19 protein-coding genes, 1 tRNA gene and 1 pseudogene are annotated in these 24,782 nt (G+C 56.8%); 14 read left to right on the top strand and 7 right to left on the bottom strand.

The window, feature by feature from the left end:
• Positions 1-126 precede the first annotated feature (126 nt).
• Positions 127-1,872, bottom strand: coding sequence for an ABC transporter ATP-binding protein/permease (locus tag ABIE49_RS14980; RefSeq protein ID WP_192738952.1), 1,746 nt, complete (start codon positions 1,870-1,872; stop codon positions 127-129).
• Positions 1,873-2,170: 298 nt separating this feature from the next.
• Between ABIE49_RS14980 and ABIE49_RS14975 the strand changes: the two genes are divergently transcribed.
• From ABIE49_RS14975 to ABIE49_RS14965, 3 genes are all read left to right on the top strand, one after another.
• Complete coding sequence (locus tag ABIE49_RS14975; RefSeq protein ID WP_192738951.1) at positions 2,171-3,835, top strand: L-lactate permease; 1,665 nt, start codon at positions 2,171-2,173, stop codon at positions 3,833-3,835.
• Between the two features lie 165 nt (positions 3,836-4,000).
• A tRNA-His gene (locus ABIE49_RS14970) sits at positions 4,001-4,077 on the top strand.
• A gap of 240 nt (positions 4,078-4,317) precedes the next feature.
• Positions 4,318-5,466 carry a hypothetical protein gene (locus ABIE49_RS14965; RefSeq protein WP_192738950.1) on the top strand — a complete coding sequence of 383 codons (1,149 nt, stop codon included), beginning with the start codon at positions 4,318-4,320 and terminating at the stop codon, positions 5,464-5,466.
• A 1,000-nt stretch (positions 5,467-6,466) separates the two neighbouring features.
• On the opposite strand, the gene ABIE49_RS14960 is transcribed toward ABIE49_RS14965, so the two are convergent.
• Together ABIE49_RS14960 and ABIE49_RS14955 are read right to left on the bottom strand one after the other, a co-directional pair.
• Positions 6,467-7,069 carry a hypothetical protein gene (locus ABIE49_RS14960; protein WP_192738949.1) on the bottom strand — a complete coding sequence of 201 codons (603 nt, stop codon included), beginning with the start codon at positions 7,067-7,069 and terminating at the stop codon, positions 6,467-6,469.
• Between the two features lie 25 nt (positions 7,070-7,094).
• Positions 7,095-7,589 (bottom strand): hypothetical protein, encoded by a 495-nt coding sequence (locus ABIE49_RS14955; protein WP_192738948.1) that lies wholly within the window; start codon positions 7,587-7,589, stop codon positions 7,095-7,097.
• A 104-nt stretch (positions 7,590-7,693) separates the two neighbouring features.
• On the opposite strand from ABIE49_RS14955, the gene ABIE49_RS14950 reads away from it, so the two are divergent.
• Together ABIE49_RS14950 and ABIE49_RS14945 are read left to right on the top strand one after the other, a co-directional pair.
• Positions 7,694-10,471 (top strand): DEAD/DEAH box helicase, encoded by a 2,778-nt coding sequence (locus ABIE49_RS14950; RefSeq protein ID WP_192738947.1) that lies wholly within the window; start codon positions 7,694-7,696, stop codon positions 10,469-10,471.
• Positions 10,472-10,676: 205 nt separating this feature from the next.
• Positions 10,677-10,964 (top strand): DUF1330 domain-containing protein, encoded by a 288-nt coding sequence (locus ABIE49_RS14945; RefSeq protein ID WP_192738946.1) that lies wholly within the window; start codon positions 10,677-10,679, stop codon positions 10,962-10,964.
• Between the two features lie 90 nt (positions 10,965-11,054).
• On the opposite strand, the gene ABIE49_RS14940 is transcribed toward ABIE49_RS14945, so the two are convergent.
• Positions 11,055-12,458 carry an ATP-binding protein gene (locus ABIE49_RS14940; protein WP_192738945.1) on the bottom strand — a complete coding sequence of 468 codons (1,404 nt, stop codon included), beginning with the start codon at positions 12,456-12,458 and terminating at the stop codon, positions 11,055-11,057.
• 336 nt (positions 12,459-12,794) lie between these two features.
• Positions 12,795-13,199: a YybH family protein gene (locus ABIE49_RS14935; protein ID WP_502915996.1), complete on the bottom strand. Its 405-nt coding sequence runs from the start codon at positions 13,197-13,199 to the stop codon at positions 12,795-12,797.
• A gap of 857 nt (positions 13,200-14,056) precedes the next feature.
• Between ABIE49_RS14935 and ABIE49_RS14930 the strand changes: the two genes are divergently transcribed.
• The 5 genes from ABIE49_RS14930 to ABIE49_RS14910 all read left to right on the top strand — a co-directional run bounded on the left by ABIE49_RS14930 (position 14,057) and on the right by ABIE49_RS14910 (position 18,519).
• On the top strand, positions 14,057-14,638 hold the full coding sequence (locus ABIE49_RS14930) for a hypothetical protein (protein ID WP_210337468.1): 582 nt from the start codon (positions 14,057-14,059) through the stop codon (positions 14,636-14,638).
• A gap of 295 nt (positions 14,639-14,933) precedes the next feature.
• Positions 14,934-15,971, top strand: a complete 1,038-nt coding sequence (locus tag ABIE49_RS14925) for a dienelactone hydrolase family protein (RefSeq protein WP_192738943.1) — start codon at positions 14,934-14,936, stop codon at positions 15,969-15,971.
• Between the two features lie 125 nt (positions 15,972-16,096).
• The gene (locus ABIE49_RS14920) at positions 16,097-16,495 is read left to right on the top strand and encodes a response regulator (RefSeq protein ID WP_192738942.1); all 399 of its coding nucleotides are present in this window, start codon (positions 16,097-16,099) and stop codon (positions 16,493-16,495) included.
• A 233-nt stretch (positions 16,496-16,728) separates the two neighbouring features.
• The gene (locus ABIE49_RS14915) at positions 16,729-17,724 is read left to right on the top strand and encodes a 2-dehydropantoate 2-reductase (protein ID WP_192738941.1); all 996 of its coding nucleotides are present in this window, start codon (positions 16,729-16,731) and stop codon (positions 17,722-17,724) included.
• A gap of 3 nt (positions 17,725-17,727) precedes the next feature.
• On the top strand, positions 17,728-18,519 hold the full coding sequence (locus ABIE49_RS14910) for an SDR family NAD(P)-dependent oxidoreductase (protein ID WP_192738940.1): 792 nt from the start codon (positions 17,728-17,730) through the stop codon (positions 18,517-18,519).
• 327 nt (positions 18,520-18,846) lie between these two features.
• Here the strand turns inward: ABIE49_RS14910 and ABIE49_RS14905 are convergent, their stop codons facing one another.
• Positions 18,847-20,241 (bottom strand): DUF1254 domain-containing protein, encoded by a 1,395-nt coding sequence (locus tag ABIE49_RS14905; RefSeq protein WP_354067499.1) that lies wholly within the window; start codon positions 20,239-20,241, stop codon positions 18,847-18,849.
• Between the two features lie 326 nt (positions 20,242-20,567).
• Here ABIE49_RS14905 and ABIE49_RS40060 point away from each other — a divergent pair.
• Positions 20,568-20,688: pseudogene (locus ABIE49_RS40060) on the top strand (IS5/IS1182 family transposase); the annotation flags it as partial.
• Between the two features lie 554 nt (positions 20,689-21,242).
• Positions 21,243-21,773 (top strand): hypothetical protein, encoded by a 531-nt coding sequence (locus ABIE49_RS14900; RefSeq protein ID WP_192738938.1) that lies wholly within the window; start codon positions 21,243-21,245, stop codon positions 21,771-21,773.
• Positions 21,774-21,857: 84 nt separating this feature from the next.
• Here ABIE49_RS14900 and ABIE49_RS14895 read toward each other — a convergent pair whose 3' ends face one another.
• Positions 21,858-22,568, bottom strand: coding sequence for a Crp/Fnr family transcriptional regulator (locus tag ABIE49_RS14895; RefSeq protein WP_192738937.1), 711 nt, complete (start codon positions 22,566-22,568; stop codon positions 21,858-21,860).
• A 292-nt stretch (positions 22,569-22,860) separates the two neighbouring features.
• Here ABIE49_RS14895 and ABIE49_RS14890 point away from each other — a divergent pair, with 292 nt between their 5' ends.
• Together ABIE49_RS14890 and ABIE49_RS14885 are read left to right on the top strand one after the other, a co-directional pair.
• On the top strand, positions 22,861-23,067 hold the full coding sequence (locus ABIE49_RS14890) for a hypothetical protein (protein WP_192738936.1): 207 nt from the start codon (positions 22,861-22,863) through the stop codon (positions 23,065-23,067).
• A 553-nt stretch (positions 23,068-23,620) separates the two neighbouring features.
• On the top strand, positions 23,621-24,619 hold the full coding sequence (locus tag ABIE49_RS14885; protein ID WP_192738935.1) for an ABC transporter substrate-binding protein: 999 nt from the start codon (positions 23,621-23,623) through the stop codon (positions 24,617-24,619).
• The last annotated feature ends 163 nt before the right edge of the window (positions 24,620-24,782 follow it).

Below are 24,782 nucleotides of genomic sequence, written 5' to 3'. Positions count from 1 at the left end.
TGCTTTTGGGGCGGCTCCGATGCAATGGGATTGGCGGCGCACCGCGCGCGCGATCTATCACCGGAGGCGCAGCCGCGCGAGCTGATCGGCGGCCAGGTCATCAGCGCTAGGAGGTGGCTATCGGGCTTACGCCGGCTGGGCGCTGACCGCTTCCCGCAGCGTGAACCGGTCGCCGTCGCGGACCATGGCGACGTGGCGCTGGTGGAAGGCCTCGAGCGTCGAGCGGTGGCCGATCGAGACGATGGTGGTTTGCGGCAGTTTCGAGCCAAGCAAATTGTAGAGCGCGGCTTCCGAGGGTTCGTCGAGCGAGGCGGTCGCCTCGTCGAGGAACAAATATTGCGGCGCGTGCAACAGCGCGCGCGCCAGCCCGAGGCGCTGCTGTTCTCCAAGCGAGAGCATCCGGTTCCAGTGCGATTCCTCCTCCAGCCGCCCGGCAAGCTTGGGCAGGCCGACCAGGGTAAGCGCTTCGCTGACCCGATCGGCGCTGAAGGTTTCGGTTGCGCCGGGATAGGCGATCGCCCCATGCAGCGATCCGATCGGGAAGTAGGGCCGCTGCGGCAGCATCATGACAGACGCGCCGTCCGGAATGGCGATCGAGCCGCTGCCGAACGGCCAGATGCCGGCGATGGCGCGGAACAGGGTCGACTTGCCGGAGCCCGACGGGCCGGTGAGCAGCGTACGTTCGCCGCCGCGGAGGCTTAAGGCATCGGCCGAGACCAGCGGCGTGCCGTTGGGCAGGCGCAGCGTGAGCTCGCGCAGGTCGATCGCCGTGCCGCCCTCCGATGCGACGACGTCGATCGATTCGCTCGATTTCTCCAGCGCCGTGGCGCTCGCGATGGCTGCTTCAAACCCGTCGAGACGGGCGACGATGGCGCGCCAGTCGGCCAGCGTGCGGTAGATCGTGACGAAGATCGACAGCGCCGACTGCACGCTGCCGAACGCGGACGCGGTCTGGGTCAGGCCGCCAAGCTGGACCTTCTTTTCGAAGAAGGCCGGTGCCACCAGGATGTATGGAAAGATCACCGCGGCCTGCGAATAGCTCGCGGTGAACGTGGTCAGCCGCTTGGTTCGGCTCATGATGCCGTACCAGTTTTCGATCACATGGTGGAAACGCGCCCAAAGTCCCAGGCGCTCCGCGCGCTCGCCTTGCAACAGCGCGATCTGCTCGGAGTTCTCCCGTGCCCGAACCAGGTTGAAGCGGAAATCAGCCTCGAATTGCTGCTGCTTGAAATCAAGCCGCACCAAAGGCGAGCCGATCCATTGCGTCAGCGCCGTGCCGAGGACGGCGTAGATCAGCGCGCCCCAGACCAGGTAGCCCGGGATGGCGTACTCCTTGCCGAACAGGTGCAAGGGGGCTGCTGCCGACAGGCCCCACAGGATGATGACGAAGGAAAGCAGCGTCACCACCGAATTCAAAAGGCTCAGCCCGATATCCAGCGTCCGCTCGACGAACAGTCTTACGTCATCGGCAATGCGCTGGTCCGGATTGTCGGCGGCGTCGCCCTGCAATTGCATGCGGTAGTGATTGGCGCCGTGCATCCATTCGCCGAGATAGTGCCGGGTCAGCCAGCGCCGCCAGCGAATCTGCAGCCATTGATTGAGGTACAGCTGGTAGACGGCAAGTACGACGGCGCAGCTCGCCAGCACGCAAAAGACGCCGATCTCCCTGACGAAGACGTCCCAATTGTATTCCTGCAGCGCGTTGAAGAAGCGATTCTGCCACTGGTTCACGAGGACGTCGATCGCCACCAGCGCCAGTTGGATGGTGATCACGGCAGCGAGCAGCGCGCGGCCGGCCCATTTGTCCTCGGAACGGAAATAGGGAGCGGCGATCCGCCATACGGTCGCGAGCGTCGAGCGGATGTTCTTCACGATGGTCTCCGGGGAGGGGCCCTTAAAGGCCTGAAAGAATGGAAGAATTGGACGTTGGACTAAAGTCGTAGATTTTGCGGCCTGCGGCGACTTGTCGCGGGGGCCAGGCAGACCCTAGCATGGCTGTCACGGCGAGGGGCGGGGGACCTCTGGACTTCGCGAGGTTGTGAGCGGGTTTCGGCGAACTGCCGAACCAGCAGTCGATCTCGCGGATGAGAGCAACGCTTCCGCAGGCGCCAGGCACACCAGACCGTCCACACGGCCGGGTGCCCAATAATAATCCGGGGAGAATCCGAACATGTGGAATCAAGTCTACAATCCGCTGGGCAACGCGACCTTGTCGACGCTCGCCGCTGCCGTGCCGGTGGTCACACTCCTGGTGCTGATCGCCAGCGGCAAGGTCAAGGCGCACATCGCGGCCATCATTGCGTTGATCGTCGCCAACATCGTCACCATTGCCATCTACCACATGCCCGCGGGCATGTCGGTCCGGGCATCTCTGCTCGGCGTGGTGGTCGGCTTCTTCCCGATCGGCTGGATCGTCCTCAATGTCATTTTCCTCTACCGCATCACGGTCGAGACCGGCCGCTTCGAATTGTTGAAGCGCGCCATCGGCGGGGTCACCAACGACCGTCGCCTGCAATTGCTCCTGATCGCGTTCGCCTTCGGCGCATTTTTCGAGGGCGCGTCCGGTTTCGGCACGCCGGTCGCGATCACAGGCGCGGTTCTGATCGGGCTCGGCTTCTCGCCGCTGGCGGCCTCCGGCCTGTCGCTGATCGCCAACACCGCACCCGTTGCCTATGGCGCCTTGGGCACGCCGATCCAGGGCCTGGCCCAGGTCACCGGCCTCGATCCCTATATTCTCGGCGCGATGGTCGGCCGGCAATTGCCGCTGTTCTCGCTGATCGTGCCGTTCTGGGTGGTGTGGGCCTTTGCCGGCTGGAAAGGCATGAAGGACGTGTGGCCCGCGATTCTGGTCACCGGCGTCACGTTCGCGATTCCGCAATTCGTGATCTCGAACTACATCAACCCCTGGATCGTCGACATCGGCGCTTCCCTGATTTCGATGGGATGCCTGATCCTGTTCCTGAAAGTGTGGCAGCCCAAGGAACTCTGGTTGTCGCCCGCCTTGCGCGGCAAGGATGAATCGGCCGCGACCATGACGACGCCGAAGCCGATGGACAGGACGCCGCTCACGCAAGGCGAATTGTGGAGCGCGCTGCTGCCGTGGATCATCGTCTGTGTGGTGATGCTGATCTGGGGCAATGGCGGGTTCAAGAGCTGGGCGAACGCCAGCTTCGTCTGGAAATATCAGGTCCCCGACCTGCACAACCTGATCAACAAGGTGCCGCCGGTCGCCGCCAGGCCAACACCGGAAGCCGCGCTGTTCGACTTCACCTATCTGTCGTTCACCGGCACCGGCATGCTGATCGCCGCGATCATTTCCGGTTTCCTGATGAGCTTCTCGCCGGCGAGGATGATTGCGGAATACGGCCGCACCATCAAACTGTGCGCGATCTCGCTGATCACGATCTCGGCGATGCTGGCGATCGGCACGCTGACGCGGCTGTCCGGCGTCGATGCCACGCTCGGTCTGGCCTTCGCGGCAACCGGCGTGCTCTATCCCTTCTTCGGCACCTTGCTCGGCTGGCTCGGCGTGGCGCTGACGGGATCGGACACCGCCTCCAACGTGCTGTTCGGCAATCTGCAGAAGATCACGTCCGAGCAGCTGGGCCTGCCGCCGATCCTGATGGCCGCCGCCAATTCCTCCGGCGGCGTCATGGGCAAGATGATCGACGCGCAATCGATCGTCGTCGCCTCGACGGCGACCAACTGGTACGGCCACGAAGGCTCGATCCTTCGTTATGTGTTCCTGCATTCGATTGTGCTGGCCTGTCTGGTCGGCGGACTGGTGACATTGCAGGCTTACGTCTATCCGTTCACGTTGATGGTTCTGCAGTAGGGCGCAACCAAGGCCCGGCCATTGATCCCCGCGGCATTGTCCGCGGGGATTTTCCTGTTTGTACGGCGTCCGATTCACTGTGTGCGCCAGCTCACATTCAAGCGATGATGCCTGCTGTAGTTACGGACAGCCGAAGCAAATGGGTCCAGGAGCTTCGCGCAGGATGCAGTTGTAGCTCAGTTGGTTAGAGCGCCTGTCTGTGGAACAGGAGGTCGGTGGTTCGAGCCCACCCAACTGTACCAACAAAAACATCATCTTAGTTTGTAGCAATCTTCCGGAGTTTTCTCCGGGGTAACCTGCCGGGTAACGAAGCCATCATTTGCATGGGTGTGAGTTTCCTGGCTCGTTCTGGTTACGTTCGGTGCGCGCGAATGGGGAATACATATTTCACAAACCCAAAGGTGGTTTGGATATCCACACTCTCCGCTTTTAGGAGACTCCTCACTCTTGAACGGTGAGCGCAGTTCCGATACAAGGAACACATGTCGAACGGCGATTCCATCAAATCGGCCATTGAGGCCATGAACGCGGAAAAGGCGCGGCGGCTGGCGGAAGCCGCAGCCGAGATCGACCGCGACATGGCTGCGGACATGGCCGAATTGGAGCGGCTATCTGTGTTGGCCGCCAAGTATAACCTGCGGGTGGTCAGTGCAGATGCGGGCGGCCACATTACAACCGACCTAGCCGCTCTTACCGGCTCCACGACGATCAGCCACAACGGCATGACCGTTAAACTGATCTCCGACAAGTCCTGCGTCCAGACCCTAGCCGAATTGGCAACGATTTATCGCTCTGATGAGCGGTCGCCGTATCGCGCGCTGCGCTTCAAAGTGCGCGACGGCTACGACAGCATTATCAACCGCATTCTTGACGAATGCGGCCATATGTGTCTGACCGAATTGAACGCCGATGGCATCCAGCACCTTTATGACCGGTGGTCGGATGGCGGGACTAAACTCGCGACCGGTCACACGATGATGACGAGGCTTCGTGGCCTTTTCAGCTTTGGCACCACGACTCTTGATGACCCCGGCTGCCAGCGCCTCAGCACGATTATGAGCAAGATGCGCTTTCAGAACCCTGTGGCGCGCACCGAACAACTTACGCCCTTCTTGGTCAGCTCTATCAGAGCGAAGGCCCACGAAATGGGGAAGCCCTCTATCGCGCTGGCGCAAGCTATTCAGTACGAACTGATGCTCGCTCAGAAGGATACGATTGGGGAGTGGGTACCCGCCTCGGAGCCGGGAGAATCCGACATCGTCGTCGATGGGACCAAGTGGCTGCACGGAATTCGTTGGTCGCAGATCGACGACAATCTGATCCTTCGCCATGTGACAAGCTTCCGGCAGAAGAGTGTCGAGATAGATCTGAAGCGCGCACCGATGGTTATGGCAGAGCTAGAGATGCAGTTCGGCGGAGTACTACCCAAAACGGGACCGATTATCCGCTCTGAATGGAATGAAAGGCCTTGGTCGTCGGCGGAGTTTAGGCGGTGGTGGCGGAAGATTGCTGACGCCGCTGGAGTGCCGAAAAATATCAAGAACATGGACAGCCGTCCGGTGGAGCATCGCTCTGTCACGACGCGCAACTCACTGAACGCAATCCAGCGTCGGGAAGGGGTCGTCCATTGACACAAAACGGCGGGCAATGTCCGCCGTCTGAATCCTTCCTGCACGCAGGCCGTAGCACTGATGCAGGGGGTCTCCCGGGCGGCCGGGTATGATGGTCTTCGCGGGCCGTCGTCTAGGACCGGGGGAGCTGCGGAAGCCCCCGGGAAGGAGGTGGATTATGCAACCACCATAGAGTAGGCGTGGCGCGTTACCGGTCTGACCACTGGTAGCGCGTCACGCCCCTATTCTAGTAAAGCATTGAATAAATGCAAGGAATCCTGTGGGTAAACCCCAGCCTGGCGCACGATATAGGGAAGCTAAGGCCCAACGCGGTTCCTGCCCGGGGTGGTGGAGCGCGACAGGCTTGCTCGAGAAACGCGCAGAAATGGCCTTTTAACAAGAGTAGCAGCGTCCCCTTAGAAGGCTCTGACCAAAACGTAAGGCCCTCTCACGGCCTATTTCATTGCCCCACGCTCTTGCCGGATACAGTTTTCGCGGTCTCACTAATTGCCCGTGGTTCTTCGGGGGAGAACAGAGTCGCACCCGGCGGGTTAGTGCTCCCAGCCGTGCGCGTCGCCACTTTTCGCACTGGCCTGTTTAGACCCCATGGGCGGGCTCAACACCAGTGACTATCCGTAATCGTCCGAGGTACTGATCTAATGTCCGTTAGCGTACAACTGCCGTCATGATGCGATTCAAAGACACTGATCCCCAGCCTGCGAGAGTTGCGGCGACCAATGCTCGCGGCAATGAGGCAACTTGGCTCATCGCCCATGGTCTTTGCCTATAAATGCGAACCGTGCGCTTTCGCCATTCAGTAGAGGCAGTAAGTGCGGCCTCTGTTGTCCAATAGGGCACGAGACGTACGCCAGGCTAACCCTTCGGCCCTCCCATCAACCCGAGCTGAGTAATCGTCGTATCTGTAGTGACGCGCTCGTCCAGCCATCTGAGTGCAGCATCTCGCTGAGCTGGATTCACGTGAGCCGCAATCGCATCGATGATCACTTGCTCGACTTCATCGTCATAGCCACCGTACGTGCTCTTGGCCTACATCCATCTTTTTCAATATCCAGCCGGGCAGGTTGTGGCCCAGACATGGATTTTGCCCGTTGCCAATGGAGACCGCGCCGATCGCCGAGCCATCGCCGAGCACGATCGGTGACCCGCTCATACCGCTCTCGATCGCACCATCCGATACCCATAAAGGTCCCCCTAGATTGCGCACGGTACAGCGCCGCCACTGCATATCAAGCGAAAGCATCCAAGCAGCCTCGGATTTGCGACGGCGCACTTCGCTAATAGCAATCGGATCGACGCCGTCGAGGAGCGCGTTGTACGCGTCCCTTTGGTCGTAAAGATCATCATGAGAGGGTGGACCCAGCACCGCAATGTCTGCGATCGGATCGACGAACAAGCACTCAATCCAAACCGTCGGCTCCTCTCCCACCGGGCCGACAAAGTTTGGATAGGTTCGCTCTTCGTCATAGGACGCAGCATGGCTTGGCGGAAGGCGGGGCAGGCCATGCGCCGCCGTTACTACTAATTTTTCCCGCTCGACCTGCACGACAAAACCACGACCATTGCCAACCCTCACAATCGAGGGCACGATGCGATCAAGTTTCATGATGCCTATTCCTCCGCTTTAGGCATTACGGCAATCGCGGAAGCATAAGGATAATTCGCGCCATTGCAGCTTTGAAGCGGTTTTGTTGCCCCATCCCGGGAAACGGCACCGCGAACCGTTGAGCGTCGCTACCAGCTGCAGTTGCCGCAGCATCGACAATACTTTTGATGCCAATCATAAGTGAGACGATCGCTAACGGCTTGTATTCCGCAATTCGCGCCGCAAGGCTGGCCTGAGCACCCAAGCATTGCGCGTCGCGGTCTCGCTTCGTGAGATGATTCACCGGCGTTAAGACCAAATCGTCGAGATACCAGCCGTAGGCTTTGAAGCGTCGGAGAAAATCATCGTTTACGCCAAGCGCCTGTTCGACGACGCGCTTCATGTGAGTCAACATGGCGTTGTTGCCGTCGTAGAAAAAATCTCCGCTGACGGGGGCGGATTCACCCACGAATAACGTAGTAATAGTTGCCGGGCGAAATCTTGCCCGAGTGGCTTCGACAGCTTCCAAATCGTGGCCCATGTGCGCCGCCCGCCACCTGTCGGTCGAGTTGCAAATAGGCTAGCATAGGCAGCGCTTTCAACCAGTCGATTCTTTACCCTTCGGTTTGATAAAGTCATTTTTCAATGGCATCATTTTCTGAATTCCTTTCGACGTTCGATGCCGACATAAACCGGCGCGGAAGGCAATTCGAGCGCTTTGTAAAATGGTTTTTGAAGAATGATCCTGAATGGGCGACGCAAGTCGACTCCGTATGGCTTTGGGATGAATATCCCGGTCGATGGGGACGGGATTGCGGTATTGATCTAGTTTTCAGGAGCAAAATTGGAAAGACGTGGGCAGTACAAGCAAAGTGCTATTCCGTTAATTATGATATTTCAAAGAACGACGTTGATACGTTCCTAAGCGAATCCAACCGCAAGCAAATTGATCACCGGCTCCTAATCGCGACTACAGATCGTGTTGGCGCAAATGCGCGGCAGGTTCTTGATGCTCAAGAAAAGTCGGTTGTCCGGTATCTATTGTCGCATCTCGAGAGTGCTGCCGTCGAATTTCCGACCAGCATACAAACCCTATCTTACGGTAAGCGTAAACAACCGCCCGAATTAGATCGACCGCATCAAATAGAAGCCGTTGATGCTGTGTTATCCGGTTTCCAGAATGCCAGTCGCGGGCAGCTCATTATGGCTTGCGGCACAGGTAAAACATTTGTCTGCCTGTGGGTGAAAGAACGGCTGAAAGCCAAGCGAACCCTCGTTCTCGTGCCGTCGCTTGGCCTGCTCTCGCAAATGCTGAATGAATGGACGTTTGCCGCACGTGAGCCGTTTGACGCGCTGTGTGTATGCTCGGACCGGACAGTCAACGCTAGGGACGACGACGAAGCAATCAGCCGGGCTGCTGACTTTGCATTTCCTGTTACAGATGACGTTAATGAGATCGCCGACTTTCTGAAGGCGGACACGGATCAAGTTATTTTTTCGACCTACCAGTCATCGCCGCTGGTTGCTCAGGCGCAAAAACGCCCTGACGTGCCACAGTTTGATCTGGTCATCGCAGACGAGGCGCATAGGTGTGCCGGTAAAAGCGATACTGTGTTTGGGACGGTTCTAGATGATCGGCTGATCAAGAGCGATAGGCATCTGTTCGCCACTGCCACGCCCCGCGTTTATCGAACGGGCCTGAAAAAGGCGGCTGAAGATTTCGGTGTCGAAGTCGTTGACATGAACGACGAGGAGCGTTTCGGAAAGCGGTTTCATACCCTGACGTTTGGCGAGGCCATCAAACGAGAGCAGCTCACCGACTATCGCGTGCTGATCGTTGGTGTAGACGACGAACGCGTCAAGGAGTGGATCGAGAACCGTCGGCTTGTCGCAACTAGTACCGGGCTTGCAACCGACGCCAAATCGCTGGCGGGACAAATCGGACTGCTGAAAGCAATCAAGGACTGGAATCTTCGCAGGTTGATCTCCTTTCATGGCCGCGTGAAGGGAGCGCGCATATTTTCGGAGGATATCGTCGAAGTCGCCGAATGGCTGGATGACGATCACAAACCCTCGGGCAATCTTTGGGCAGACCATGTCTCGGGTGAAATGCCTGCCATCGTCCGCAGGCAGAAACTCAAGCGACTGAAAAATGTCGGCAACGGCGATATCGGGCTTCTATCGAATGCGCGTTGCCTGTCGGAAGGCGTAGATGTTCCGGCGCTTGATGGTGTTGCCTTCATCGATCCGCGAAGAAGTGAGATCGATATCATCCAATCGGTTGGACGTGCGATCCGTTTGAGCAAGAACAAGACAATGGGGACTATCGTGATCCCTGTCTTCATCGAGCAGAGCGACAATGCGGAAGAGACACTGGAAGCCAGTGATTTTAAGCCGATCTGGGACGTGCTAGAGGCGCTGAAATCGCATGACGAAAGGTTGTCGGATGAACTCGACCAGCTGCGGATTGAACTGGGCGCGAAGCGCCAAAGGACAGTTGCAGAGGGTGATCTGACGAAGATCGTATTTGACCTTCCTACGTCAGTGAATGGAAGTTTTGCCCAATCACTACGTACTCATGTTGTCGAGCAAACAACTGAATCATGGATGTTCTGGTACGGGCAGTTAGAGGGATTTGTAAAGAAACATAGTCATTGCGGTGTTACTTTGCGCTACAAGACTGAGGATGGCTATCAGCTTGGTAGGTGGGTTGGAAGCCAGAGAACAAAGAAGTTGACGATGGACCCAGATCGTCGGCAACGCCTAGAGGCACTGCCGAGTTGGTCATGGGACGTCTTTTCCGATCAATGGGAAAAGGCATTCTCTCAGCTCGAGCAGTTTTCTGAACGAAACGGGCATTGCCGTGTCCCCAGACTCTACAAGAGCGATGACGGTTTCGTACTCGGCTACTGGGTTAGTGGACAGCGAAATGCGAGGGATTCAACAGACCCAGATCGTCGGCAACGATTCGAAGGGCTGCAAGGCTGGTCATGGGAAATCTTTTCCGACGTGTGGGAAAAGGCATTCTCTCAGCTCGAGCAGTTTGCTGAACGAAACGGGCACTGCCGTGTGCCCAGATTCTACAAGGGCGATGACGGCTTTAAGCTAGGATCTTGGGTTAGCCGTCAGAGAACTTTTAATACCCGGGGCAGGTTGGACCCTGACCGTCGGCAGCGCCTAGAGGCGTTGCCGGGTTGGTCATGGGAGGTCCCCTCAACTCGGTGGGAGGAGGGCTTCGCTCAGCTTAAACAGTTTGCAGACCGAGAAGGGCATTGCCGAGTTTCTCCGGGTTACAAGACCGAAGGTGGCTTTGCGCTCGGAACGTGGGTTAGCTATCAAAGACTGGTTAAGACTAAAAATGAACCTGGCCGTCGTCAACGGCTAGAGGCACTCCCGGGTTGGGTTTGGAAAGTAGAAAGATAACACGGCACCCTACAGATGCGGGTTGTCTTGTCGCTAAGCCCATCAGAGCGGGGGCAGATCGGCTACTGACTATGTTCGCCGACGGTGAGCTACAGGCGAACCACTGAGTGAAGTGTTGTTGGCTGCCCTATCAAGCACGAGATCGCCGGAATTCCGCGCTCGGAGTATGCTAACGTGGGTCCATTAGCATCAAATGGAGATTCATATGCCCGCCTATTTTATTGTCCAAAGCACGATCAAGGACGAAGCGCAGTATCAGAAATACGTGCAAGCCGTCGTGCCGTTCATCGGCAGCTTCGGCGGAACGCTAGTTGCCAGACGCGCAAAAGTGGAAGTGCTGGAGGGGGAGCATGACGAGCGGCCAGTCGTTATGTTTGAGTTTCCGAACATGGAGGCGATCCATGCGTTTTGGAATTCGCCAGATTACGTTCCGATCAAGAAGCTGCGCGAGGGGATAGCCACGCTAAACATTTGGGCCTTTGCCAGCTCCTGATCGTTTGGGTCGCGAGGCGGCATCGAGCGCTTATTCGGTGGAGATTGAGAGTTTTGATGGGTTCCGCTGTTTTCCGGATGGGTCCATTAGTTATTCAATAACTTTAGAAAGTGGTTCGTCATGTGTGTGCAACTCGTCGAGCAAGGCCTGGGCTTGCTTCAAGTCCAACGTTTCAAAGCCTTCGGTGAACCAGCTGTAGATCGGAGTCAGAAGTTCTCGGGCTTGATCTCGCTTTCCTTGATCGCGCCACAGCCGGGCCATGCTTATCGCCGCGCGCAGCTCCCAGGATTTCGCCTGTTGTTGGCGCGCGACGGCAAGGGCACGCTCGAAATACCCCTCAGCTTTAGCTACATCCGGCACAGGCAATATGAGCGCAATTTCACCAGCAATTCGCTGCGTTTCAGCTTGCCACCACCACGACTTTGTTGTTGCTGCAGCGCTCATGGCGTCGTCAATACAGCGCGCGGCATTTTCAAACTGATTGAGGTCGGCGTAGGCGACTGCCAAATACGATAAATATAATGGCATGAATAACGTCGAGCCCGTCGAACTCGTAGCACCGATCCCGCAGGCGATCATTTCGACTGCGTTCCGGGGGCTGCCGGTCAGCGCAAACACGAAACCTTTAATGATCGTGCCTGGCGCTTTCCACAGCAACGCGCCTTTTTCGTCCGCCAAAGCCACTACTTCATCAGCTTGCGCGTTTGTTGTCTCATAGGCCCCACATTGGATGCAGGTCAAGGGCACGTGGCTCAACGCAAACATCAACGTCGTGGCTTGGCCAATCGAGCGTGCATTCTTGAGTGCAAGGTCTGTGTCTGCAAGCGCAGCCTCGGGATAGCCGAGTAACCACAGGGCCAACAACCGAAATGATAAGCATGCCACTTCGATGTCTTGGCCAAACCGCATCGCCAGTGGACGATGCTCGATGGGATTATAGAGCGCGATCGCCCGATCGTAATGCATCTTAGCTTCCGCGATGTCCCCAGTAAGCAGCAGGGAGCTGCCCATGAGACGGTGCCCTATCATGCGCGGGACGGTCTCTCCTTTCCTTTCTGTAAGCGCGAGGAACTGTCCCGCGAGCCCGCAGCAGACATCGCCATTGAACGCCACAAAGCTTGAGACCCAGGAGCTGTAGAGGACCGAGAACAGCAGCAATGGGTCTTCAGGAGGCTCTCCCAGTGCCTCCGCTCGCTCGATAGACACGCGCGCAAGATCGACAGCAACCTTAGTCTCGGCAGCGGCATAGCCTTTCGTGTGCATCATCGCAGTGGCAAGCGCGACCTGGAGCTTGATTTCTTCACGGCGCAGCGCGGGCGTCGTGGGCAAAGTGGCGATCTGGTTGAGGGCATGATTAAGCTGAGCTGCACCTTCGAGCAGGGCCGAGCGTGCCAGTGACCGTTGTCCCGCCTCGCCCCACAGCGCCGCCGCCTTCTCGATCAGCCCAGCCTCGGTGCAGTGATGTGCCAGCAACTGCGGCTGACTTGCGGTCACGTCCGCAAATTCGCCCTCAAGAGTATCGGCGATGCGGACATGAAGCGCGCGCCTCGGCCCCGTAGCAGCGTGCTGTAGGCCGCGTCCTGCACTAGTGCATGCTTGAACAGGTATGTCGCATGCGGCGGCATGCCCTGCCGGAACAGCAAACCAGCCGCAATTAGACGGTCGAGTTCCGTTCCTAGCTCCGCGTCCGGCTTGCGGGTCACCGCAGTCAGCACGCGACTTCCGGCCTACCTAGGTGAATGGGACATTCTCAGGATAGGCGGTCAAGTCTCAAATTGCCTGTCCGGACGCATTAGGCGTTGGCCTGGCGATACCGCGCAGTGCCTCGTCTCAATTGAAGGTATGCAATCTAAGTTTCAGCGAATTATCCGCTTGGCGCTCGAACACGTGCGTAGCGATGCCGGAAAAGTCCGCAGGCTTGCCATCCTTGTCCTTGCCTTTGGCGCTCCACTTTGCCGTGCCATATATGACTTTGTCATCGCCCCCGGCGTCGATCACTTCAAGTTTGTGGTTCGTTACGCCGTTGGCGTGGAGCCCAGCAAAAAACTTTTCGATCGCCGCCGGGCCCGAAGCAACCTCATGAGTTGGCGGTAGCACCTTTGCGTTCGGCAAGTATGCGGCGGCAATGGCCTTGGCGTCGCTCTTGTTGAACGCCGCATCCCATGCGGCGTAAGCCGCCGTGACATCGCTTTTGGCATCAGCGGCAAACAACTCCACCGGAGCAACTGTCAGCATCAATAGAGCGACGGCAGATGCGTGAATCAAGCGCATGAAATCCTCCCTTAAATTCTCACTCTATTATTGCCTTTGATTTTTGGGTGAAGGTTATGCTCGCGGTGTTACAACGTAAAGGCCAGTTCGCCCCGGAAGAATACCGTCAGCGACACTGCCAGAGCCCGCCTGGCCGACGCACTTAGGCTTAAAGGCGGCAGCGGTGCGCTCCATTGCTTGCGCCGAGCGGTTCCACAGCGGCCCGTCAGTGGATCAAACATGGCCTTAGAGCCTTTCGCGTAAAATTATCTCCGTTGGGAATAGACGGTAGCCTCCCGGCCTGCGTTGATAACTTTCTTTCGCTCGATTAAACCGTCCGCCGCCATGCCTCCCTATTTCTCTTTGGCGGTGACATGCGACCACAAAGAAACGCGCTTCCAGATTTCGAGAGCAGTGATTGCGTTCTCTTCGCCAATGGGTATGGAATTGATCAACTCGCGGGGGTAGGCATTCGATTGATCTCGGACAATGGCCTTACCTTGCAGTTGAAATACTGACGAATTGCCTGAGGCTGTTGACCAGCGGGCCAGCCTGAGTTGTCTATGCACAGCGCCTCACTCTCACGCTGTTATTTCCCAGAGTGGCCGATGAGCAACAGAGTACATCTTCCTGCTCGGCAATCGCACATTTCAGTTTACGCGCGTTTCGTTTCGCTCTTTGTTTCATGTACCGGGGCTGGCAGCGTTTCATACTTATCCATTTCAAACCCGGCGAGCCGCAGCGCGCCAATGCTTGGGGCTTTTGGGCAACCTCGGGATTCTAAGCACCGCCACCAACCGGCCTAGAGTAGGCGTCGCCCAGTGGCCGCTTCCAGAGGCCCTTTGCCGGTGCAAGCAGCGCCCGCACGTGCATTTTTTGGGCTTCCGCTGAAATTCGCACCGCACGTAAAGGCACCCCACAGCGGCTCCCGCGCGCAGCACAAATTTCGCAAAAATCCATTCATAAGACGCCTTTCATCGCTGCAGAGTTGGGCGCCGATGCCGACCCGTTCATGTTGCATCTTTACGCCGCGCTGGCTGAAAAAGAGCGGGCTCTCATTTCGCGACGCACTCGCTGCCAAAAAGGCGCAAGGCGCTAAACTGGGTGGGCTCAACGCGAGGGGCATCGCGAACCGCGTCGAGGCGTTGGAACGGGCCGAGCAGTTGCGTCCGATCCTCGCTGAACTCGCGGGCACGTCCGCGCGGTGCACGCTACGACGGATCGCGACGACCCTGGATCAGGTTTCGGACATCCGGCTGCTACATCTAGCAAGGCTCGATGACGGCGGCCGGATCATGGCCTGCCTCAAGGCAATGCTGAGAGCCGTCGGCAGCGCGCGCATGAGCGACTATCAGGATGCCGAGGCGATGCTCGAAGAGTTTCGGCCGCTCGTTGACGCAGCGCGGCGGCAAAGTTTCAACTGAGGCTTATCGGGTGTCCGTCATGAGAATGCATCTCTGGTCCGTTCTAGCCCTTCGTGGCGCTGCACAAAATCTGAGAGCGAAGACCTTATTAGATCGCACATCTGAAAATTGCACGGCGTCAATTCTCGCGAAACGTCCTCTTACCATCGCTCGGCAACGTCGCCGTGCGGGGGGACGCGGAGTGTCCTTCTCCCCGTTGCGTTGCACACTTGCTTCGCCGTTGACGTTTGCGTCGATTGGTTTGTAAGGTTCGGTCCGCTGTGTGGCTTGGCCGGGAGAAGGGTCGTATGAACCGGTGCAGGTCGGCCTGCCCCATCACCTAAAGAATTTTAAGCTATTTTTTCAGTTCTTTGACGACGTGAAAGGAATTGCGATGAAAAGCCGTTTTCTACTAGGTGTCGTGGCGAGCGCATTGCTGTGTTTTGCATCGTCTGCTGAAGCACAATACGCGCGACAGGCTATGCTTCCGTTCGAGTCCACCAACGTTTCTGCTTCCGACTTTCTGCAAGGGAAGAAGGGCACGCCGGTCATGATCGCCGGGCACTTACGACTGCCGAAAATGGAAGGCAAACAGCCGGTCGTCGTACTGATGCACGGCGCGCCTGCGGTCGGCGGAAGTGAAGCCCAGGTCGATACCTGGGCTCGTGCACTCAATGAAGCAGGAATCGGCGCCTTTGTCGTCGACAGCTTCAGTGGTCGCGGCGTCAACTCATTCGCGGATCTAGGCAAAATCTCACCGCTTGTGAGAGTCGCCGATGCCTACGGTGCGCTGAATACCCTTTCCAAACACCCGCTGGTCGACTCGTCTAAGATAGCCGTCATGGGATTTTCCCATGGTGGACCTTCAGCCATCTACTCTGATGTGCAACGCTTCCAGAAGATGCTGGGGCCCGACGCGAAGTTCGCGGCGCACATCGGCGTCTATCCGATCTGCAACGTCGCATACAAAGACGATGCCGAAGTTACGAGTCCGCTACTCTTGCTGCACGGCGCGGCGGACGATTGGGTTCCGTCGAAGAATTGCAAGGAATATGCGGATCGCCTCACGAAAGCCGGCAAGCACGTGCGATACATCGAGTACCCGGATGCGCACCATGTGTTCGATGCTCCCGTGTTCAAGCAAGAAATGAAATTTGCTCAGATCAATTCTCTACGGAAGTGTCATTTCGCTGAAAGTGAGGGAGGCATCATCATCAACGCCGAGTCGAAGCAGCCGACTGGACCGAATGATCCCTGTTTCGAGAAAGGGGTCACGGCGGCCTACAACGAAGCTGCCACGAAGAAGGCGCACGAAGATGTGAAAGCTTTCCTCAAAGGGGTCTTCGGAAGCTAGCCTTGCAACGCGGCGGCCTCAGTTCCCCGGTGTCGGCCCACTTTTGAACTTAACTTCGGAACGAATGAGTTCGGCGTAGCTTACCCTGCCGGAGGACTGCAACGAGGCAGTAGGGGAGAGGCTAAGTGAGCGATCGCGTCACGGTGCTGGTTGTCGAAGACGACCAGCTTATCCAAGCTTTGGTCGAAGAGGCTCTTTCAGACGGTGGCTTCCAGTCAGCCATCACAGCATCCGGCGAAGAGGCAATTGCGCTTCTCCAGGGCAACAAGTCTCAATATCGGGCGGTCGTCACTGACATCAATCTTGCCGGTAAACTCGAAGGCTGGGACGTTGCTCGCACCGCCAGAGAAGGCGACCCGTCCATGCCGATAATCTATATGACCGGCACCAACGGCGAGGAATGGGCGGCCAAGGGTGTGCCGAATAGCGTCCTGCTCGCTAAGCCATTCGCGCCAGCGCAGCTTGTGACTGCCATTTCCACACTGCTCAATACGGTAATCCCGCTAGCCGCACCGACAGAGTAAGGCCGCCTCAGTTGGCGGCCTCCTTCATTTGATCTGATGCGATACCATGTCGCCTGTTGGTACTTTTCGGAAGTCGTTCCCCCGATGCGCCATGTGCGCTGTAGGGAGCAGAGCGGAAGTCGCCTCTCCCGGGCGCTCCGACAGCTTTCGACCCAGGAGAGGACGACTACTCTAGCCCAATGGCTACCGAGCATGCTTTGATGCGTCCGCAAACGAAAACCATGGGGAAGCGGATGCGATACCTGATTTTGGGTGCGGGCGCGCTCGGGGGATTCTTCGGCGGAATGCTAATCAAGGGCGGCGCTGACGTGACTTTTCTCGTTCGGCCAAAGCGCGCCGCGCAACTTCAGCACGATGGACTGGTCGTAAAGCTACAGGACGGCAGTGAACTCCGTACGAAGGTAGTGACGGTCCAGCAGGGAGACCTGAACGGGACCTACGATGTTATTTTGCTGACTTGTAAGGCTTACGATCTTGATGGTGCCGTCGATGCCATCGCTCCGGCAATGACGGACCAGAGTGTAATTTTGCCCGTGTTGAACGGCGTGCGTCATATCGACATTTTGACGAAAAGGTTTGGCCAATCTCGTGTTCTGGGTGGCCTCACCACCATCAATGCTGCCCTCATGCCAGATGGAACGGTCCAGCAGAGTCCGCTCCGGATCAATCTCAATGCAATAGGAGAGCTTGACGGTCGTACTTCCGACCGCTGCACAGGCATCAAAATGTCCCTGGAAGCTGGCGGGATTCCCATCCAGATCAGCGACACCATCGTTGCAATGATGTGGGCCAAGTTTTTCGGTTTTGTTATTAGTGCGACGATAGCTAGTTTAACAAGGTCGCGAGCAGGAGCGGTTGCCGCGTCAACTGCCGGATCGCAGTTCGTCTCTGCCGTAATCGACGAATGCGCACGGGCCGTAACGGCGGCTGGCCATCCACCAGCTTCCCCTCCTGCCCCTGATACAGCTAGCATTATGCGTGCTATGTTTGCTCAACCAGGATCGACCTACGGGCCATCGCTGCTGATCGATATGGAAGACGGGCGGCCTACCGAAGGCGAACACACGGTTGGTGATCTGGCGGAACGCGCGGTCCAAATGGGCATCAGCGCTCCCCTCCTTACGGCGGCGCGATGCAATCTACAAGCATACGAAATCAACCGTCAAAAGTTGAAGTGGGTCGTTACTTCCGAGCTGTCGGGCGGATTGCAAATTCATTTGAGGGTATGAAACATGCGCTTAGAGGGAAAAGTTGCCGTTATCACGGGTGCCGGACAACAGCAGGGAGAGAATATCGGTAATGGTCGGGCTGCAGCGGTCCTTTTCGCACGTGAGGGTGCAAAGCTGCTGTTGGCAAATCGGAGCATGGCGTCCTTGGAGGAGACCCGTGACCTTTTACGCAAGGAAGGTTTCGACGCCGAATGTATGATTGCCGATATTAGCAAGGAGGATGACTGCGCGGCACTCGTCAATACAGCCACTTCGAAGTTTGGCCGCATCGATATTCTCCACAATAATGTCGGTATTGGTGCGCTGGACGGCGATACGGTGAATATCGAGAGGAGTGTTTGGGACAACGTGTTCAATGTAAATCTTGATGGGGCTATGCTGATCAGCAAGCATACATTGCCGATTATGCGGTCGCAGAAGTCTGGGAGCATCACACACGTTAGCAGCGTCGCTGCCATCGCTTCATCTCCGCTGATAGCCTACAAGACATCCAAGGCTGCATTGCACGAGTTTGTCCGATGGCTGGCATTTGAAAATGCGCGGCACAACATCCGTTGCAACGTGCTGATGCTTGGCATGATTGACACGCCAATGGCAATTGAAGGTTATCACAAGGTGACAGGAACGCCGCGTGATACCTTACGCAAGCAGCGAGATGCACAGGTCCCGATGGGCCGGATGGGTACGGCCTGGGAGACGGCCAAAGTTGCATTGTTCCTGGCCTCAGATGATGCGTCCTACCTTACAGGCGCAGTCATTCCCGTAGACGGCGGCATGCACACTCGCGTAGGATAACAGCCGTCGTATCACTCAGTCGTTGGCACTTTTTGGGCCTCGCGGCTGATCGTTCCGTGGACAAGCGCTGACGCCACGGCCGGGTTTGCGACGCGGCACTTACATCCGCATCAAGTGCGACGACCATCGACATCTGATACTCTAAAGACCCTCCCCTCGAACGCCATGGAGGATCGGATGAAGCGTCGCGAGTTCATAGCGGCTACTGCGGCACTACTTGTTTCGCCACGGCGTTCGCTCGTGCCGACGAGGTGATCGAATAGACGGAGCGGACAATTGCAGGGACGCTCGGCTCCGCAGATTACGAAGCCAAGCATCTTTTTTGGGTTATTGAGCCGTAAGGCTTGGTAGCCCGTGAGCTTTCGTCACCGGCGGCGGATTCCACTTGCCCGTCAGCGCCTCGGATTTAGGAGCATACAGACGCATCGTCAGATTGAATGAACCCTTGGGCGCAGGCAGCCAATTGGCTTCCATGTCCTTTCCGGGACTTTCGTTCTGGAAATACAGATCGAGCGAACCGTCCGCATTATACTTGAACGGCATCCAGCTACTAACTGCGAAGCGGTTCAGGACATTGCCGACCTGAAAACCCTCCTGATCGTAGAGAGTGATTGACCAGAACGCATCTACAGGGGGCGCTGCACCTTTTTCAAAGGTGATCGTGTATTTGTTTGCGCCGTCGAGCGGCCTTCCGCTTTCGTCACCCAGATTGAGAGGATAGATGGCGTCCTCCACCACATTCGCGCCAAGCCCCTGCTGCGAAAGAATTGCCCGCTTCAGGTAATAATTGCCGTACACGCCCACTGTGTCGGTATTCATCGACCAGCCGTTCACTACGCGTGCTAACGTGGGCAACTTCCAAACCATCAACTTCTGCCCGGCCTGCGGCGCGCTCTCAAGCGCCTTTTGTACCGCTGGATCGAGTTTGCTGATGTCAAAGCTCTTACCGACCTCGATGCCGATCTTCTTCATTCGAGCGAGGATCGGCTCGTCGGTAATGTGGGGTGGATGTTGCTTGAGCAATTCGGCTGCGTAGGCGAAATACTTTCCTGCCGACATAGTGTCTACTTGGACCTTCGGCGGCGTCTTCATATCGACGCTGGGGTCCGGCTTGAACTCTACTGGCTTTGGCGCTTTACCAACCTCGGAGAGAAGGGTGATCTTATAACCGGCCTGAATTTTACGGACCGCATCATAGTCAGGCGGGCCATCGGTTTTGGTGCGACCGATAAGCCAAACATAAGGTGTCGGTGCCTTGATCTGCGTCATCCCGCCAGGGACCGTCCCGTTCCAACCCGGAGGCGTTACCAGAAAATTCCCGGCTTTAGTGCCCGTGGTGCGCCAGCCTGGGGATGCAAAAACATCCGTCCACATGTCCAGCATGGGGAGTAGGTAGTAGCGTCCATCGGTATCCGGGGCTGAGATAACGACGGGCTCTTTGGTCATGTCCAGCCATGAGGCGGAGTACAGCGTATCGAAGTTTGACCGCACGACACCTTTGAAGTCCGCAGGCGGGTAGGCAGGCACGTTCATGAACGTATTCATCGGACTTTTGAAGTCGCTGGTGCCGTTGGTAAATTGCTTTCGAGAAACGTCCATAGACAGCAGCGGGTAGAAGTAAACATAGGCATCCACCGCGATAGACTGCGCTTCCTGTTCGGTCAGCGCGCTCTGTGCGTTAGCGACTAGCGGAAGTGTGGGAGCAATCAGGAACCCCAAAATAACGGCAGCCGTCAATTTTTTACTCAATTTGTGTCCTCCTATGCGCGAGGTTTGCGATCTATTGAACGTTAGATACTGATCGACGAACAGACTATGCAATTTTTGGCCCTTGCGTATCCGAATTGTCAGTCCGCATGCCTACCGGAGGGAGCCGCACGGCTGGGTTTGGCCTTTTGAGGCATGCCGACCGGCCGTGACTATGTCTGCTTTCGGGTGCAGATCGCAAGTCATCGGCCAAGACCCACCCGAAAGAGGCAATTAGTTGACAACTCAATTTTAGTTGACAACCTGGGGCGCGGACTCATTAGCGCGCAGCCATAGCCTGATTGATCCGGTTGAAGAACCGCTCGACCCGGTTCCGATCCCGGTAGAAAACAATGTCTTCGGATTGCAACGCGCTACGACAGGCTTGCCGCCAACTACCTTGCCTTGGTCCAGCTTGCATCACGCAGCGCGTTGCGAGAGAAATCAAAGTTATCTGGGATAGCGGCCGGACAAGCTACTTCCGCGACCTCCCGGCCAATGTTCATACGGCGTGACGGCCCTACCTGGCCTTGGAATACACGGGCACGGTACCAATCTCACGGCCCGCGTCGTTGATGATGGCGTTGCGGCGCTCAGGGTCGTCTCTGGGCTTGTCGATTGAAACTCCTACGGCCAACACCGTCGCTCTGATGAGAGCGGCGGTATCGTCGTCGCAAACAACCTGTTGCATCAAAAAGCCTGTGGCCGCTCTTACCGTCAAAAGTAGCGGGGCATGCAACCTCCATGTTGCCAAGCTCCTGCAAACAGCAATGTTCCGATATAAGGCCGCCCCTCCACTCTACGATCTGTTGACGCTGGGAGAGGGCAAAGCAGAATTTCAACAGGTCACCTCGGATAGGTCTATCCCGAAGAAAACCAGGGATTGGCGCGCCCCACGGACTTCAAATAGAGGCAACTCTAAGAGGACTGCAGGAGGAGCCGTTTCTGACTGCACAACATCATTTAGGCTTCGCGTCATGGCGAACCTGACGTGTCTATTTCTCATGGTTGTTGCCGCTCATTTTTTCCTGTTGCTGTGCAGATTGTGCCATTATCGGTATATCAGCTACCCGACGACAGGTGCGTTCGTAATTGTGCTGATGTGCCCCCGCTTCAAGCGTGCAATGATAGCCGCAGCCCCACGGATACGGGAGGGTGCGATGGCTTCCGTTGATCTGATGGTTGCCGCGCTTGATTGGCTTGATGCCTATCGTGCGGGCGACCTTTTCATAGTTGATTGTTATGCCGAAGATGCTTTCGTGCATTGCAACTGCGGGGACAAAAATGAATGGCGCGGCACGGACGCCATTACTGCGTACTGGCACCAATGGCTGGTTGAAAAGCCGCCCGGCGACCTCATCGACTTGCAGTGGAACGGCAGCGATGTTGTCCTCGACTTCCGCGTAGCGAGTGGTGTCGTACGGGCGTTGCTGACGTTCGATGCCGACGGGTCGCTTCTGCGTAGTCAGTGCGGCCCGCTGAATAATCAGGTCGCGACTGCAATATAAATGGCGAATCCGTGTTGCTTTATGGGAAATTGCGAAACGCCCGTTCGCGCGGGCGAGCGTATCCGAAGCGCGCGGCCGCTCGCTTCAGTCGTAAGTGTTAGGATTGATGAGTAGCTGCCGGTATTGCTGTTTGACCGTCTCAAAGCACTCGCAGGCGCTGTCCTTCAAGCCTTCAACGTCCATTATTTCTATCCGGCCTCTCGTGTAGTTGATCATCCCGGATGCCTGAAGCGTTTTGGCGACAGTGGTTACGCTCGTCCGTCGCACACCAAGCATTTCACCAAGAAACTCTTGGGTAAAGGGAAGCTCGTTGCTTCCCGTTAAATCGCGGGCGCGCAGAAGCCAACGGCAAAGGCGCGCTTCAACTTCGTGGTTTGCCATGCAAGCCGTCGATTGCTGGGCTTGGGCAAACAAGGTTTGTTCATGACGCATTACAATCGAAATCAAATTCTCCGATTGCATAGCGATCCGTCTGAAAACCGTTGGATCGCAGGACAATGCGTCGCCACTCAGTTGAACGATGGCTCGGCTGAGGGCAATCTTCCCATCCAGGGCTGATGCAATGCCAACTGCTCCATCACGACCCACCATCGCGGCTTCGGTCGTTTCGCCGGTTGCAAGCGTCACAACCAGAGAAATGACCGCATTTGTCGGAAAGTAAATCGATGGAATGGCGTCGCCGACCTCGTAGAGCACTGTCTTTTGCTTCAGATAGGTAGGCTTCAAGTGGGGCCGGAAAGCGGCCAATTCCCTTTCCGCCAGGGATGCCAAAATCACATTAGAAGTGTGCAGCATGTTTGCACTCCCTTCACGAGGCGGGAGTGCAAACATGCAAGAACTCTCGGTGCCAACGGCCCAGTGTCTCGGTCGGCAGTGGATGGACCATAACACTCCACCACGCTTGAAAGCGTACGGTAGACGACTCTCCGCCTGATGATTTTCCGTTTCTGCGAGCCACTTTTTCATGCTGTGGCGCACAATCAGCCGAACTTGAAATCGCAATTTCCGAGTCGTCTGGCGGACAGACGCTCCTGATTCGAGAGGAATAAAACTGGCAAGGGAGGCAGCCGTACCGGGAGAAATTGCCATGGCGCAGGTACGCCGACGGATCAAACACAAAACCACATTTGAAGAGCGATTAGCAGAAGAGGCTGAACGTTTCCGGCGGGCGGCTGAAAAGCAACCAGTCGGCAGCGCGGCACGCGAGCTGCTTTTGCACCGTGCGTGTCAGGCCGAAGCGGCATCTCATATGAACGATTGGCTGAAATTGCCAAGCCTGCGAAGCCCTAAATAGCCATGCCTTGGGGATACTATGCCTATGTCATCGGTGACGACGGACATATTCGAAATCGCATAGAAGTGCGGTGCGGAAATGACGATGAAGCCAAACGCTGCGCCGAACAGTTGGTCGACTGGTATGCGATAGACGTTATGGCAAGAGACGCGCAAGGTAGCGACCTTCAAACCCAAGTCTGAAAAATGAAAGCTCTCACATCCAAAGCTCCGATCCTTGTGCAGGTATCAGACGTGCTGCAACGCGCACGGAAGCTTCCGCCTGGACCGGGTCGTAATGACCTTCGGCAACTTGCGCAGGGTTTGCTGAAGCTTCACAGGGCGGGCATGCGGGCAGACGGGCAGATCATTGAACGGTCGCCGTCTCCCTTAAACTAACGCTTTGCTGATCAGGCCTACTTTTGAGAAGAGCAGTCGGCTGCCGGTTGCTCACCATCCGCGACGTCTGGGTTTGGCACTTTTGAGACATGCCGACCCCGCCCTCCGCATCAAGTGCGACGACCATCGACATCTGATACTCTAAAACCGTCTCCTCGAACGACATGGAGGATCGGATGAAGCGGCGGGAGTTCATCATTGCACTCATAAGTGCGGCATCCATGCTGCCACAGGCTGCATGGTCGCAGAATCCGACGAAGGTGTATCGGATCGCAATAGTGCATCCGTCACATCCGATAGCTGAGTTGAGCGAAGCCAGCCGGTTCCGTTACTATCGCGATTTCTTCGGGGGGCTTCGCCAGCTCGGGTATGTCGAGGGACATAATCTGGTGATCGAGCGGTTCTCGGGCGAAGGTCGGGTCGACAACTATCCTAAAATCGCCCGCGAGGTCGCAGCTCGCAATCCAGACCTTGTATTCGCGATCAGCGTTTCGGTCGTCGCTGCGTTTAAGGAGACATCGTCAACTATCCCGATTGTTGCCATGACAAGCGATCCAGTCGGCCACGGTATTGCAGCGAGTATCGCTCGGCCAGGTGGAAACATAACAGGCGTCACCGTGGATGCCGGTCTGGAGCTTTGGGCAAAACGCCTTCAGCTGTTCGAGGAACTCGTTCCAAGGATATCGAAACTCGGAATAATTGCTACACGCAAGAACCCGGAAGGAGCCGCAATGAAGGAGGCGGCTGAGAAAGCGGGCATCACGGCGGTTGGTCCATCCTATATCGACAGTGGGACTGATGAGGAATACCGATCTCTCTTCGCCACTATGTCGCAGGCGGGCGTTGACGCCCTTTTTGTTGACGGTAGTCCAGAGCATATCACAAAGCGACAACTGATCGGCGAGTTGGCTGCGAAATACCGAATACCCGCCATCTACCCCTTCCGTTCGTTTGTTGAAGCTGGTGGGCTCTTGGCCTATGGCATCGATCTCGTGGAGATTTTTCGTCGGGCCACTCGTGTCATTGATCTAATCCTAAAGGGCGCGAAGCCCGCTGACATTCCTTTCTATCAACCCACCAAGTTCGAGCTATCGATCAATCGCACCGCCGCAAAGGAAATCGGACTGGTAGTTTCGGAGTCGCTGCTCGCACGGGCCGACGAGGTAATTGAATAACTGTCCGATGTCAGCTTTGGCACCTTTGAGACATGGTGCCTATCCCCGAGAATGTCCGATCACCGAAGTAGACCGGAAGTCTCCGTGATCCGGCCAAAGCGACGCGAACGACTCGAGACGGACATTGGCCTAGCACCAGCATGTTCGCTGGGCTTACGTGCGA

The sequence above is a fragment of the Bradyrhizobium sp. OAE829 genome (genome assembly GCF_040546575.1).
GTDB lineage: Bacteria > Pseudomonadota > Alphaproteobacteria > Rhizobiales > Xanthobacteraceae > Bradyrhizobium.
The sequence above is the reverse complement of the archived record's forward strand: the minus strand, read 5'-3'. Positions and strand labels throughout refer to the sequence as shown.

Bases quoted from the DNA above. Each gene is read 5' to 3' on its own strand.
- ABIE49_RS14975 (WP_192738951.1), top strand. From the start codon at position 2,171: ATGTGGAATCAAGTCTACAATCCGCTGGGCAACGCGACCTTGTCGACG.
- ABIE49_RS14965 (WP_192738950.1), top strand. From the start codon at position 4,318: ATGTCGAACGGCGATTCCATCAAATCGGCCATTGAGGCCATGAACGCG.
- ABIE49_RS14960 (WP_192738949.1), bottom strand. From the start codon at position 7,069: ATGAAACTTGATCGCATCGTGCCCTCGATTGTGAGGGTTGGCAATGGT.
- ABIE49_RS14955 (WP_192738948.1), bottom strand. From the start codon at position 7,589: ATGGGCCACGATTTGGAAGCTGTCGAAGCCACTCGGGCAAGATTTCGC.
- ABIE49_RS14950 (WP_192738947.1), top strand. From the start codon at position 7,694: ATGGCATCATTTTCTGAATTCCTTTCGACGTTCGATGCCGACATAAAC.
- ABIE49_RS14945 (WP_192738946.1), top strand. From the start codon at position 10,677: ATGCCCGCCTATTTTATTGTCCAAAGCACGATCAAGGACGAAGCGCAG.
- ABIE49_RS14935 (WP_502915996.1), bottom strand. From the start codon at position 13,199: ATGCTGACAGTTGCTCCGGTGGAGTTGTTTGCCGCTGATGCCAAAAGC.
- ABIE49_RS14915 (WP_192738941.1), top strand. From the start codon at position 16,729: ATGCGATACCTGATTTTGGGTGCGGGCGCGCTCGGGGGATTCTTCGGC.
- ABIE49_RS14910 (WP_192738940.1), top strand. From the start codon at position 17,728: ATGCGCTTAGAGGGAAAAGTTGCCGTTATCACGGGTGCCGGACAACAG.
- ABIE49_RS14900 (WP_192738938.1), top strand. From the start codon at position 21,243: ATGGCGAACCTGACGTGTCTATTTCTCATGGTTGTTGCCGCTCATTTT.
- ABIE49_RS14895 (WP_192738937.1), bottom strand. From the start codon at position 22,568: ATGCTGCACACTTCTAATGTGATTTTGGCATCCCTGGCGGAAAGGGAA.
- ABIE49_RS14890 (WP_192738936.1), top strand. From the start codon at position 22,861: ATGGCGCAGGTACGCCGACGGATCAAACACAAAACCACATTTGAAGAG.
- ABIE49_RS14885 (WP_192738935.1), top strand. From the start codon at position 23,621: ATGAAGCGGCGGGAGTTCATCATTGCACTCATAAGTGCGGCATCCATG.